The organism is Planktothrix rubescens CCAP 1459/22 (assembly GCA_904830895.1).
Lineage (GTDB): Bacteria > Cyanobacteriota > Cyanobacteriia > Cyanobacteriales > Microcoleaceae > Planktothrix > Planktothrix agardhii.
Genome location: LR882958.1, coordinates 5,125,674 through 5,138,146 on the forward strand (window position 1 = coordinate 5,125,674; position 12,473 = coordinate 5,138,146).

At 38.8% G+C, this 12,473-nt stretch carries 13 protein-coding genes; 5 read left to right on the forward strand and 8 right to left on the reverse strand.

All coding sequences use genetic code 11. From position 1 onward, the window contains the following. Nucleotides 1–19: 19 nt before the first annotated feature. From NMG86_RS23230 to NMG86_RS23240, 3 genes are all read right to left on the reverse strand, one after another. Entirely contained in the window at nt 20–505 is a 486-nt protein-coding gene (locus NMG86_RS23230; RefSeq protein WP_043937797.1) for a hypothetical protein, read from the reverse strand. 201 nt (nt 506–706) lie between these two features. After that, entirely contained in the window at nt 707–2,587 is a 1,881-nt protein-coding gene (locus NMG86_RS23235) for a calcium-binding protein (protein ID WP_052338573.1), read from the reverse strand. Nucleotides 2,588–2,714: 127 nt separating this feature from the next. Then, complete coding sequence (locus NMG86_RS23240) at nt 2,715–3,371, reverse strand: calcium-binding protein (protein WP_051319559.1); 657 nt, start codon at nt 3,369–3,371, stop codon at nt 2,715–2,717. Nucleotides 3,372–3,656: 285 nt separating this feature from the next. Here NMG86_RS23240 and NMG86_RS23245 point away from each other — a divergent pair, with 285 nt between their 5' ends. After that, nucleotides 3,657–4,163, forward strand: a complete 507-nt coding sequence (locus NMG86_RS23245) for a GNAT family N-acetyltransferase (protein ID WP_026787894.1) — start codon at nt 3,657–3,659, stop codon at nt 4,161–4,163. Between the two features lie 131 nt (nt 4,164–4,294). Here NMG86_RS23245 and NMG86_RS23250 read toward each other — a convergent pair whose 3' ends face one another. Continuing rightward, complete coding sequence (locus NMG86_RS23250) at nt 4,295–4,741, reverse strand: hypothetical protein (RefSeq protein ID WP_042154851.1); 447 nt, start codon at nt 4,739–4,741, stop codon at nt 4,295–4,297. Nucleotides 4,742–4,943: 202 nt separating this feature from the next. On the opposite strand from NMG86_RS23250, the gene NMG86_RS23255 reads away from it, so the two are divergent. Next, complete coding sequence (locus tag NMG86_RS23255) at nt 4,944–5,417, forward strand: photosystem I reaction center protein subunit XI (protein ID WP_026787895.1); 474 nt, start codon at nt 4,944–4,946, stop codon at nt 5,415–5,417. A gap of 54 nt (nt 5,418–5,471) precedes the next feature. Next, nucleotides 5,472–5,588, forward strand: coding sequence for a photosystem I reaction center subunit VIII (locus tag NMG86_RS23260; protein WP_026787896.1), 117 nt, complete (start codon nt 5,472–5,474; stop codon nt 5,586–5,588). 172 nt (nt 5,589–5,760) lie between these two features. Here the strand turns inward: NMG86_RS23260 and NMG86_RS23265 are convergent, their stop codons facing one another. From NMG86_RS23265 to NMG86_RS23280, 4 genes are all read right to left on the reverse strand, one after another. Beyond that, on the reverse strand, nt 5,761–6,333 hold the full coding sequence (locus NMG86_RS23265; RefSeq protein ID WP_026796606.1) for a Uma2 family endonuclease: 573 nt from the start codon (nt 6,331–6,333) through the stop codon (nt 5,761–5,763). A 13-nt stretch (nt 6,334–6,346) separates the two neighbouring features. Continuing rightward, the gene (locus NMG86_RS23270) at nt 6,347–6,529 is read right to left on the reverse strand and encodes a hypothetical protein (protein ID WP_026787898.1); all 183 of its coding nucleotides are present in this window, start codon (nt 6,527–6,529) and stop codon (nt 6,347–6,349) included. Between the two features lie 138 nt (nt 6,530–6,667). Then, complete coding sequence (locus tag NMG86_RS23275; RefSeq protein ID WP_043938991.1) at nt 6,668–8,782, reverse strand: single-stranded-DNA-specific exonuclease RecJ; 2,115 nt, start codon at nt 8,780–8,782, stop codon at nt 6,668–6,670. Between the two features lie 176 nt (nt 8,783–8,958). After that, the gene (locus tag NMG86_RS23280) at nt 8,959–9,243 is read right to left on the reverse strand and encodes a DUF427 domain-containing protein (protein WP_026787900.1); all 285 of its coding nucleotides are present in this window, start codon (nt 9,241–9,243) and stop codon (nt 8,959–8,961) included. Nucleotides 9,244–9,405: 162 nt separating this feature from the next. On the opposite strand from NMG86_RS23280, the gene recQ reads away from it, so the two are divergent. Then, nucleotides 9,406–11,592 carry a DNA helicase RecQ gene (gene recQ / locus NMG86_RS23285; protein WP_026787901.1) on the forward strand — a complete coding sequence of 729 codons (2,187 nt, stop codon included), beginning with the start codon at nt 9,406–9,408 and terminating at the stop codon, nt 11,590–11,592. A 121-nt stretch (nt 11,593–11,713) separates the two neighbouring features. Further along, the gene (locus NMG86_RS23290; protein WP_026787902.1) at nt 11,714–12,346 is read left to right on the forward strand and encodes an HAD-IB family phosphatase; all 633 of its coding nucleotides are present in this window, start codon (nt 11,714–11,716) and stop codon (nt 12,344–12,346) included. Nucleotides 12,347–12,473: the final 127 nt, after the last annotated feature.

A 12,473-nucleotide genomic window follows, 5' to 3' on the forward strand; every position in this document is an offset into this window, starting at 1 on the left:
AACCTAATTACTTAGGTAACTACTTGACTTCAATAATTTCTGTATCCCCGATTTCTTGATTCTCAACCATGAAGGTTTCATGACCATTTCCGTTTAAACTAACCCGAACTTCATTACGTCCTGCTGGTAGTTCCGAAAGATAATACCAGTTTCCATAAATTCGGGTGACTTTCTTCCCATTGATATAAAGGTGAGCGTGTCCTTCTTGATAGGAGTCGCTGGGTTGATTGGCTCTTTCTGGTGTGAATTTAAAATTAGTCAATTTCAACTCTAAATTCCATCCCTGACGGGCATCAGGATGGACAATCAGATCCACCGATGGTATGGGTTGACCAGGGGGAATCGAGATCATTTTATGGTGAGGGGAAGATGTATCATGTTGTTGTTCATGGGCTTCAACAGATGATAAACCTAATCCAGTAAAACTACTCAAAATTGTTCCCAAAAGGAGAGAAAACCCAATCACAATAGTTTGGTTTTGTTTGAAATTAAATTGGCAATTCATCAAATTAACTCAAGTAAATAAAATGGATTTTTTTATGGTCTGATATTAATTTTTTTACCTAAATATTAGTTTTGTCAAAAGACAGCTTGTCAAACTTAAGCACACTGATCACAGTTATGGGCGGGTTTATTAAGATTGGGGTGATTCACAAAGATTGAATAAACCCGCCCCTACAAATGATTACTGATTTTTGATCTATATCTATCCTAAAATAGTAATATTCGGATCATCAGCAATAAAGTTAGCTGCGGTGAGTTGAACTGGGGTTATCCCTTGTACTAAACCATAAAAGGTTGTTCCCGATTGAATTGATGTGGATACTAATGCTGTACTACCATCGACTGGTACGGTGACAGGCGTTAATGTTAGTTGGGCAAAAGTTATCCCCGAAGGTAACATAATTTTATCGGTTCCGCCAAGAAAATCGGTGATTAGGTCGGCTTGATTTAAGCTAGTTGCGGCGATGGACGCTCCAGGTAACACAAAAATATCAGCATCGGCTCCCCCCGTGAGTTTATCTTGATCCGCATCACCAATCAAGTAATCCGCACCTGCACCGCCATCTAAGACGTCTGCACCTTTACCACCCCGGATAATATCATTTCCCACACCCCCCAATACGGTGTCATTGTCCAGGTTGCCATTGATTAAGTCATCTCCCTCTTGACCATCAAGGTTATCTGACCCTTTGCCGCCACGAATAGCAATCCGAATGGTATTGGCTGGAATTGTTAAAGTGCGATCGCCATCATTACCACCTCCGGCTAATATTTTATCATCCCCTAAATTGCCATTAATATTATCAGCCGATACGCTTCCCACAATGAAATCATTTCCATTTAAGGCTTGAATATAAAGGTTGGTTGCTGTTGCCGGGACAAAGGTATTATCGGCGGCGTTGGTAAACACAAAAGATGTAATTCCTTGGTCAACAAAGGTGGTATTTCCACCCCCTGGTGCTGGAACATCTGGCCCAGGATCACTTGCAGAGGCTGTTGGTGTTGTCCAAGTAATATTAGAGGTGGGAGGGGGTGCGGTGTTAGGAATATTAGAGTTGATAATATCTTGGCCTTTCAGATTCACAACGTCTTCAATTAACCCAATTCCTGCGGTTTTTGATGTGGTATCGGCATAAAAATCAACAATCAACAAATCTTGAGTTGGGTCAATTTTGCCATCAATATTTAAGTCAATAGCCAGATTTTTTCCTTGTCTTTCTAAACCATAACCCGTTGTACTAGGGCCAGATAGTAATAGGGTTATACCTGGAATAAAAAGACTGTCTGCTGCTCCTCCGGTATCTTGAATTTCAGTGCCATTACCAGTAGTAATAACGGTGTAGAAATCATCGCCTAAACCCCCTTTCAGGGTATCTTTTCCTCCGGCTCCAGCCAAATTATCACTGGCCGCACCCCCAATTAAAATATTATCGCCCCCGGCTCCAGTCATATCATTGGGAATACCAGGAGCGCCAGTTATATTTTCAATCGGCCCAGTAATATTATCGGTGGCAATAACAACACCACCCCCGTCTAAAACTTCTCCCTTTGTGGTTAAATTAACTGTAATTCGATTAGCTCCAACCGGAAAAGTTGGGGTGACTTTTTCATAGGAAAGGTAGTCAATTCCATCTCCCCCATCGACATTATTTGTTCCTAAACCGCCAAAGAAAGTATCGTTTCCATCTCCACCAATGGCGTTATCATCTCCTTCTCCCAAATCGAAAGTATCGTTTCCTTTGCCACCATCACCGATGTCATTCCCCTTTCCACCGAGGATAATATCATCTCCTAGACCGCCAATCCCATAATCATTGCCATCGCCTAGGGTAATACTATCATTACCATCTCCGCCATTAATAGGATTATCGTCTCCGCCTCCGGCATCAATAGTATCATTTCCGGCTCCACCATCGGCTTTATCAGACCCATTCAATAAAAGGATAGTATCATTTCCGGCTAAATCAGATTCTTGAATCGTAATTAGAGGAATCAGAGGTAGACCATCTTTGGTAATGGCAACCAGTGGAAAAGCACCGATTTGAAGAACATCACCTAAATCTGTTCCTTGGAAAGTAGCCATTTGTTGTTCCTTTTGTTGTAAAAAAATGTTAAATCCTACTTCAAGCTAGTTTAAATATTCAATACTGTCAATATTCCTGATGATCAATATTATAAATCTTAGATTTTTATAGCAATCTTATCGGCAATCAATTGTTTAAATTAATAGCAATAAATTGATTAATCAAACCTCCGGGGCTGAGATTGGCAACAAATCCCAAAAATTGATTAGAATTGATCACAGAAATTAAAGTTCCTGGAGTGCCATTAATAACGGTAGACGTGAGCAGAATATTATTTTGATTCAAACCCTCGGTTAAACCAATTTGATCCTCACCGATGATAAAATCCGTAATAATATCCACATTATTCATATTACTGATAGCCGCACTAACAGGAAGAATAAAAATATCATTTCCTGAATTTCCTGTGAGTAAATCCTGTCCCTGGTCACCACTTAATAGATCATTTCCCTCCCCTCCGAATAGGGTATCATTACCTTGTCCACCAAAGAAGATATCATCTCCCCCTTGACCCTGGAGAATATCATTGCCTTGTAATCCTTGCAAAGTATCATTCCCATCCCTTCCGGTTAGAATATCATTGCCCGATGTCCCTAATAATACTTGTGGCACTGCAAGGGAATTGATCAGTTTTGTCGAGTCAAAATAGGCATCCCCCAACACCGGGTTAGTAATAATCGGAGGGACAATAATTCCTTGGGTTACTAATTCTTGACTAGGCGGGTTAAATCCCCCAAAATTTATCACTGCACTACCGCCATCATTAACAAAAAATATAGACATTTTGTTTTTTGGTATGGATAGGAGATAGACAATCTGGCGACGGGGAAAATATAGAACCTTTAATAAACAAGCAACAATCGGAAACGATAATGACTATTTTGTTCTTATGAGAACACTTAGACAATAAATCACTATTATCTCCGGCTAATTGTCCATTACCTATTGCCTATTTCCCGTGATTATTGATATTATTATAACACTTGAAAAATCAATTACCCATTCGTAATTCGTAATTCGTAATTCGTAATTCCTAATTACCCCATTCCCAAAAAGTTGTTAAAAATAATGAAGATTCGGGATGCAGTTGAGACGGACTTACCAGCAATAGTTGATATTTATAATGCCGCGATTCCAGGGAGAATGGCGACAGCAGACCTGGAAATGATCTCGGTGGAAAGTCGAATTCCTTGGTATCAAGAACATCAAGCTCAGACTCATCCGGTTTGGGTGATTGAGTTAGATGAGCAAATTTTAGGATGGTTGAGTTTCCAAATCTTTTATAACCGTCCAGCCTATAACGGTACAGCAGAAGTGAGTATTTATGTTCATCCTAAATATCAAGGTCAGGGAATCGGAAAAAAACTATTAACCCAAGCGGTGCACCACAGTCCTAGTTTGGGATTAAAAGCGTTACTGGCGTTAATTTTTGCCCACAATCAACCCAGTTTAGAATTATTTAAACGCTTGGATTTTGAACAATGGGGTTATTTACCCAGAGTGGCTGATTTAGATGGAATTGAACGGGATTTAGTGATTATGGGACTTCATCTAACCCCGGCCAAAATTGATTAACTCCAAAATTTAATCCCCGACATGGGAGCAAAAAAAGTATTTTTGAGTCTATAGACTTGGGATTCTACAAAATTAAGGAGCTTATCCAATTAACTGCTGATCTCGGAGATCGGCAGTTTTTTTTATTGGCTTTAGCGACGTTGTACAGGTAATCCTGGTGCGGTCTGAAGGTCAAGATCCCGATAGGAAGGTTGGGTCAGAATTGACGTGCTGTAGGGATTAATTAAATCGGCTGTACGAATAATCGGGTCGCTACTGGTTTGGCGCAGCATTCCATCCCGATACAATTGATTCACGAGACGGGCATCATTGGTCATTAGGGTTTCGGGAAAACCATTGATACCGTTGGGCCAAGGGAAACTAACCCCTAAATAAGTAGACATTTGACCCAGTAAGGATTTGTTTTTAAAGACATCCCCAGAAGTTCTTGAGGCTGCTCGCATAAATTCTTCCGCAAAGGGTTGATAGGTGGTGGGATAGTCCTTAAACATCGGTTCAGCTTTGACAGCAGTGGCTAACACCGTCGATGCGATCGCCCCAACCACAGCATAGCTCAGGGATTTTAAGCGGTTATTCATAATCCTAGTTCCTCGATAACTCGTTAAATCTTAACCTGTTTTGTTAATCCCAGCCTTGACACTGGACACACCAACCAACGTGGAGATGTGAACTTTTTTGAAGCTTATGCTCATTTTTGTAACGAGATTGCCTATCCCTGCGTAAAATATGAGCTTAATAACTGCTACAAGTTCTTCAATAATTAGAGGAGAAAGAAACCCCATGGCAGAATTGATTAAACCCTATAATGGCGATCCCTTTGTCGGCCATCTGTCCACGCCGATCAGCGATTCCGATTTTACCCGTGCATTTATCGGGAATTTGCCCGCCTACCGTAAAGGTTTATCTCCTTTACTGCGGGGCTTAGAAGTCGGTATGGCCCATGGTTACTTTTTGATCGGGCCTTGGATTAAACTTGGGCCATTACGCGATCATCCCAGCGCCGCTAATTTAGGTGCATTAATCTCAGGAATTGCCTTAATCCTGATTGCCACGATTTGTTTATCTGCTTACGGATTAGTTTCTTTCCAAAAAGGCGATTCAAATACTGGCGACTCTCTGCAAACCTCTGAAGGTTGGAGTCAGTTTGCTGGTGGTTTCTTCATCGGTGGAATGGGTGGCGCTTTTGTTGCCTTTTTCTTGCTGGAAAACTTCGGTTTAGTTGATTCTATTTTCCGAGGCTTGGTTAATAGCTAATTTAGCTTTTTACCAAACATCAAAACTTTCTAACATTCAATAGGAGAATTTGATATGACCGGAGCTTATGCAGCCTCTTTTTTACCTTGGATTTTAATTCCCGTGGTTTGCTGGTTAATGCCAGTTGTGGCAATGGGTTTATTATTCATCCACATTGAAAGCGAAGCTTAGATCTTTGTTTTGATTCGCTAAAAATCTCCGCCATTATGGTGGGGATTTTTTTGTTTGTTTAAGGTTATTAAGTATTTAAACTATGCACCCTAGCGAGCGAGGACGCTCACACTACTTATACTTTCGATCTTAATAGATAAAATAGAGAATATTGAGATCAGGAGGATTTTATTTAAGTCAGATTCACTTTTAACCAACTCAATATATCCCTCAAGGTTATAGTTAAATTAGAGATGAATTGAGGAACCGGAATTACAGCATCCAGTTCATCAAAAAACAGGGGTTGTTGTCCTGAAGGATAAACAAAAATAGACTTTTCCTCTGGAACAATTAACCATCCCATTTGACAACCGCAATTCAAACAATGTAAAATATTACTGGTAACTTTAATTGTGCTTTGTTCCGGGGATAAAATCTCAATTGTCCAGTCAGGATGAGCTTTAAAACTATTAGCAATATCTCCATCATGATCAAGCGGAATTCGTTCCCAGACAAAAACTACCACATCAGGAATAATAGAACGACCGCCAAAGGTACATCTTAACTCAGGTAAAGCTAAAGCGATCGCTTGTTCTTCAGCCATATTATTAATAACTGTAACTAATTTACCTTGTAGTTTACTATGTTTTCCTTGTGGCATGGGTTTCTGGATAATTTGACCATTAATATATTCGTTTGCGGGTTTGGTTTCGGGTAAATTTAGAAAGTCTTCTAAACTCAATGTTTTGTTAAGAATTTGTACCATTATTGCTTCCTTATCAAGAATTATTTAATAGATTATTCAACCTTGACAACCGCTTTTTGCGAATAACTGCTTCTAATTTAGCATTAATTTCTTCTAATTCTAAATTAAACTGTTCCATTTCTAAATGAGTCCGGCGTAAATTGGCTAATAGTCTTTCTCTTGTTGTCCGATCAGGAATAGGGTGTTGTTGGTTCATGGTAAATTCCACTCTAATTTTACTTCTTCTAAACTGCGTTCCCATGCGAGAATTCTAGCTTGAGTTGGGATATTATTGACAATATTATCGAGACAATCTTTGCGACTGACCAACAATCTCTCTAAACCTTCCCCATTTCTACTCTTTTTGATTATCTTCTAAAGCTCTAACTGCCGCCTGAATTAAATTATAAAAAACAGGTTGAGACACATCAACAGTTTGAGCATCCTGACGACTTTTTCCTAACAGTCCAAAGCGTTGACCTTTTTTTATAGCTAACACTTCCCCTTTCTGATTTCGGATTTTTAATTCTTGGGTATTACCAACATAAGATAAACTACAACTATATTGTTTATCATTATAGTCAAATTCTGCACTTTTATTGACTTGATGGTGTGGAATTTCTGGAGATTCGGGTAATCTCGCCCCGACTAATTCTAACTCTATATTGGTTTGACCATTCCAACTATTTTCTTTTAATTGATAGGCGATATCTAAACAGTGGGGAAGGGGAAAATAGTCAGCCCAACGCCAAGCCATGCCATTAATTGTGGGTAAGGCGGTTAGTTGAGTATGGGAATATTTATCTTGGGTTAAGGTGAGTTTAATATGTCCTTTTCCGACAACTTTTTGTTGAACAATTCGCACGTTAGGAGTCCAAAATGTAGGGGCGTTATTTTCTATACCACAGGGATGTAATTGATTAATTTGATCATAGAGATTAAAGTTAATTTCACTTAAATCCGCTTGAACATCAATTTTAATTAAGGGTTTTAGATGTTCTAATTCTAAACATTGATGGGCAAATTCACTTAATCGGGCTCTAATTTGATCTAAGTTTTCTGTGGGGAAAGAAAACCCTCCGGCGGCTTTATGTCCTCCGAATTTACCCAGTAAATCTTGACAATATTCTAAGGCTTTAAAAATATCAAATTCCGCAATTCCCCGGGCTGAACCTCGAACTATTTTAGGAGATTCTGTGTCATCTTCTGGCTGTTCATAGGTTCCAATAAACACAGGAACACCGTATCTTTCTACTAACCGAGAGGCGACAATTCCAATCACACCATGATGCCATTCTGGTTGCACAACTACTAACACCCTTTCTTGTTTTAAATCAATATTTTCTGATTCTATCCAAGCGATCGCTTCCTGTTGAATTTCTTCACATAATAATTGTCTTTGTTGATTTATTTGTTCACATTGCATTGCCCGTTCTAAGGCAATTCCCATATTTTCTGTTGTTAATAATTCGATCACAATTTGGGGGTCAGCTAACCGTCCAATGGCGTTAATTCTTGGCCCCAAACGAAAGCCAATATCATCGGGTTTTAGGGTTTTATTATTGGTAGATGGGAGGGAATTTTCGGGCTGTTCTTCCGATTTTACTTGATATCCGGTAGAGACTCCGGCCACTTGAATTAAGGCTTGAATCCCGGTGATTTGGGAATAGGGAATTAACTTTAACCCTCGTTTTAACCAACGTCGGTTAACTCCAACCAAAGGAGCTAAATCCGCAATAGTTCCTAATGTAAATAATTCTAACAATGGATTGACTAATCCTTGAATTTTACCTAATTTTTGAGACAAACAAATGGCTAAAACATAGGCAACTCCCACCCCAGCTAATCCTCGATAGGGGGATAATAACGGTAATAATTTAGGGTTGAGAATCGCGTCGGCTGGGGGTAGTTTTTCAGGTAAATCATGATGATCGGTAATAATTACAATTAACCCTAATTCTTTGGCTCTAGCAATGGGTTGATAGGCAGAAATCCCGTTATCAACCGTGAGGATAATTTTAACGTCTTCCTGATGAAATTCTTCTACTATTCGGGTATTAATTCCATAGCCTTCTTTCATGCGGCTAGGAATAGCATAATTAACATTAGCTCCCAAGGTAGAAAGCGATCGCATTAATAAAGCCGTACTGGTCATACCATCGGCATCATAATCCCCACAAATTGCGATTTTATCACCCTGATTAATCGCATTTTCTAATAGTTCTACACTTTTTTCTAAATCCTTAAATTCCTCCAGGGGAGAGGGTAAAACTTGAGATTCAGGAGTTAAAAAAGCCTCCGCTTGTTCCGGGGTTTCAATCCCACGATTAATTAAAACTTGGGTAACTAATGGGATAATTCCCAGGGTATCTGCTAACTGTTGAGCAAGTTCAGATTGTTGCGGGAAAATATACCAGCGTTGATTCGGGAGGTGATCACAATTCAAGGATTCCGGGGAAGAAGGTTGCACAGTTTATTAAGATTAATCTAAATAAAAGAATACTCTATTATATCAAAATTATTGTTATTTTTAACAAAAATTAAGGGGGTTTTATTGATAAAATCAGGAGCAAAATATTACCTAAAAAATCAGGTATTTTTTGCCCTGATCGCAATTTGGGTTTTATTAAGACAGATTAATACCGCTTAAACTGCAACTTTAACCCCTCGCCAAAATGCAATATGACCCTCAATATTTTTAGCCGCAGATTTTGGTTCAGGATAATACCAAGCGGCGTCCTTATTAACTTCACCTTCAACAACTACATTATAATAACTAGCAACTCCTTTCCAACTACAAGTTGTATGGGTGTTACTTTCTTGAAAATATTCACGGTTGATGGAGTCCGAGGGAAAATATTGATTACCATCAACGACAACGCATTTGTCACTTTCTGCTAAAACTGCACCATTCCAAACCGCTTTCGGCATAAATCTCCTCTAAACTTTGTAACTTTATCTTAAAATTTAACACCTTTAAGGCATTAAATAACTGTTCTGGGTTCTGAATTACAAAAAATTATCGGGATATCCCAACCATTTACCCAGTTTTAATTATAAAATAAAAAAGACGTTTTATCTAAATTACGAGCAATGTCAGGGCTAATTTCTACTCCCTTCGCCCAACCCCAATCCCTAGAACAGTCTCTTAAACATTTTTTTGGTTATGATTCCTTTCGACCCGGACAGCGCGAAATAATTGACCAAGCGCTACAAAAGCGAGATTTATTAATTATTATGCCCACCGGAGGCGGAAAGTCTCTGTGTTTTCAACTTCCAGCTTTATTAAAACCTGGATTAATGATTGTTGTGTCTCCTTTAATTGCCTTAATGCAAGATCAAGTGGAGGCATTACAAGATAATGGAGTTGGTGCTACCTTTCTCAATAGTACCCTAACGGCTGCGGAAGCAAAATCGCGGGAAACGGCAATTTTAAAAGGAGATATTAAACTGCTTTATGTTGCCCCAGAACGATTATTATCCGACCGATTTTTATTTTTTTTAGACACCCTAGAAGAACAGTTGGGAATCTCTGCTTTCGCCATTGATGAAGCCCATTGTGTTTCTGAATGGGGACATGATTTTCGCCCAGAATATCGAAAATTAAAACAACTGCGAATTCGTTATCCTAAAATTCCAGTTTTAGCCTTAACAGCAACAGCAACCAACAGGGTGAGACAGGATATTATTCAACAGTTAGAGTTAAAAAATCCCTATATTCATGTTGCCAGTTTTAATCGCCCTAATTTATATTATGAAGTGATTCCCAAGAAAAAACAAACCTTCACCCAGCTATTAAAAATTATTCAGGATGTGGGAGGTTCGGGAATTATCTATTGTTTAAGTCGAAAAAACGTAGAAGACTTGGCATTCCGATTACAAAATCATGGGATTTCAGCCCTACCCTATCACGCCGGACTTGAAGATCAAATCCGGTCAGAAAATCAGACTCGGTTTATTCGAGATGATGTTCAAATTATGGTGGCGACGGTTGCCTTTGGCATGGGAATTAATAAGCCCGATGTACGCTTTGTAATTCATTATAGTTTACCCCGAACCTTAGAAAGTTATTATCAAGAATCCGGTCGGGCGGGACGGGATGGAGAATCGGCTAGATGTACATTATTTTTTAGTTATGGTGATATTAAAACCATTGAATATTTAATTGAACAAAAACCCGATCCCGATGAACAACGCATCGCCCGTCAACAGTTAAGACAAATGTTAGATTATGCCGAAGCATCGGAATGTCGGCGCACCGTTCAATTGAGTTATTTTGGTGAATTTTTCTCGGAAAATTGTGCAAAATGTGATAATTGTCAGACACAAAATCCGGTGGAAGATTGGACAATTGAAGCGATGAAATTTTTATCTTGTATTGCCCGATGTCATGAAAGATTTGGCATGAATTATATTATTGATGTATTAAGAGGATCGAAAAGTCAAAAAATTCTGGATCGACGTCATGATCAACTTTCTACTTATGGTATTGGTAAGGACAAAACGGCGGAAGAATGGAAGAATTTAGGCCGATCTCTTTTACGTCAAGGACTCTTGGATCAAACCACTGATGGTTATGCTATTTTAAAGTTAAATTCCCGCAGTTGGGAAGTGATGAAACGGGAAAGAACCGTTGAAATTACTGTTATTAAAGAACAAAATGTCGAAAAATCGACTCGTTCTTTAGCAATAGAAGCGGAAATGTTATTTGAACAGTTGCGCCAACTACGGAAAAAATTAGCCGATGAACAATCTATTCCTCCCTATATGGTTTTTTCCGATTCTACGTTAAAATTAATGGCACAACAACGACCCCAAAATTTAGAAGAATTAAGTCAAATTTCTGGAGTCGGGAGTTATAAATTAGAACGTTATGGTAAAGAATTTACTGAAGCTATTTTTACCTATTGTCATGGACAAAAATTGTCCAATTCTTCCTCTAAAAAATCAGAATCTAAACGTCTAACCCTAGAAGATTTATCCGATAGTTTAATCATGACTTTATCTTTATATCAAGACGGTTTAAGTTTGAATGCGATCGCCAATGAACGAGGATTAAAAACCAGTACCATTGCCGATCATTTAGCCCAATTAATTGCCGCCAATCAAAATATAAATATTGATCAATTTGTTGAACCTGAACGGCAAAAAAATATTATTCAAGCCATCGAAAAAGTTGGAGATATCAGCTTAAAAACAATTTATGAATGTTTGGGAGAAAACTATAATTATGAAGAAATAAAAATGGTTAGAGAATACTGGCGACAGCATCCTAATTAACTCGTTGTTGCGCCCGTTGTTGCACTCGTTGTTGCGCTTCAGCGCTCTTAACAGACTCCGCATCCCAACAACAAACTAATAAATGTTTTCCATTATAACTAATAACCTACCCAAACCAATTATGAACCCGATTATTTTTTGTGACTTCGATGGAACTATTACCGCAGAAGAAACTTTTGTAGCCATGTTAAAAGAATTTGCCCCAGAAAAGGCTGGGGAAATTATACCCTTATTGTATAGCCAGGAAATGACATTACGAGAAGGAGTTAGAACCATGTTAGAATCAATTCCATCCCGTTGTTATCCTGAAATTATAGAATTTTCTCGAACCAAAACAATACGACCCGGATTTGTGGAATTTCTGGATTTTCTTAATACCCAAAAAGTTCCTTTTATCCTGGTTTCAGGAGGGGTTAGGGTGATGGTAGAAACGGTTTTAGGAGATTTAAGTCAAAAAATTAATGGGATGTATGCCGTTGATTTAGACCCCTCAGAGGAGTATTTTCAGGTTAATTCCGAGTTTGAAGCCGATACAGAATTAGTCGCAAAAGTCAAGGTTATGGAACGCTATTCCCAGGCTGAAAAAATTGCCATTGGAGATTCGATTACCGACTTAAATATGGCCTTAGCAGCCCCAATTGTTTTTGCTCGCGATCGCTTGGCAAAATATTTAGACGAATATCAAAAACCCTATATTAACTGGACAGATTTTTTTGATATTAGAGATCACTTATCTCAAAAATGGAAGATATAGTAGGGAACAGCCCCCCCAAACCCCCCGTGCACGGGGGGCTAGGGGGGGAGGGAACAGGGGGAAAAGACTTTTTGCTGCATTCGTCTGTGTCCTAACCGTGAGTCGCATGACTGCTATATTATAAATT

Coding starts and splice junctions, on each gene's coding strand:
- NMG86_RS23230 (WP_043937797.1), bottom strand. CDS start 505: ATGAATTGCCAATTTAATTTCAAACAAAACCAAACTATTGTGATTGGG.
- NMG86_RS23235 (WP_052338573.1), bottom strand. CDS start 2,587: ATGGCTACTTTCCAAGGAACAGATTTAGGTGATGTTCTTCAAATCGGT.
- NMG86_RS23240 (WP_051319559.1), bottom strand. CDS start 3,371: ATGTCTATATTTTTTGTTAATGATGGCGGTAGTGCAGTGATAAATTTT.
- NMG86_RS23245 (WP_026787894.1), top strand. CDS start 3,657: ATGAAGATTCGGGATGCAGTTGAGACGGACTTACCAGCAATAGTTGAT.
- NMG86_RS23250 (WP_042154851.1), bottom strand. CDS start 4,741: ATGAATAACCGCTTAAAATCCCTGAGCTATGCTGTGGTTGGGGCGATC.
- NMG86_RS23255 (WP_026787895.1), top strand. CDS start 4,944: ATGGCAGAATTGATTAAACCCTATAATGGCGATCCCTTTGTCGGCCAT.
- NMG86_RS23260 (WP_026787896.1), top strand. CDS start 5,472: ATGACCGGAGCTTATGCAGCCTCTTTTTTACCTTGGATTTTAATTCCC.
- NMG86_RS23265 (WP_026796606.1), bottom strand. CDS start 6,333: ATGGTACAAATTCTTAACAAAACATTGAGTTTAGAAGACTTTCTAAAT.
- NMG86_RS23270 (WP_026787898.1), bottom strand. CDS start 6,529: ATGAACCAACAACACCCTATTCCTGATCGGACAACAAGAGAAAGACTA.
- NMG86_RS23280 (WP_026787900.1), bottom strand. CDS start 9,243: ATGCCGAAAGCGGTTTGGAATGGTGCAGTTTTAGCAGAAAGTGACAAA.
- recQ (WP_026787901.1), top strand. CDS start 9,406: ATGTCAGGGCTAATTTCTACTCCCTTCGCCCAACCCCAATCCCTAGAA.
- NMG86_RS23290 (WP_026787902.1), top strand. CDS start 11,714: ATGAACCCGATTATTTTTTGTGACTTCGATGGAACTATTACCGCAGAA.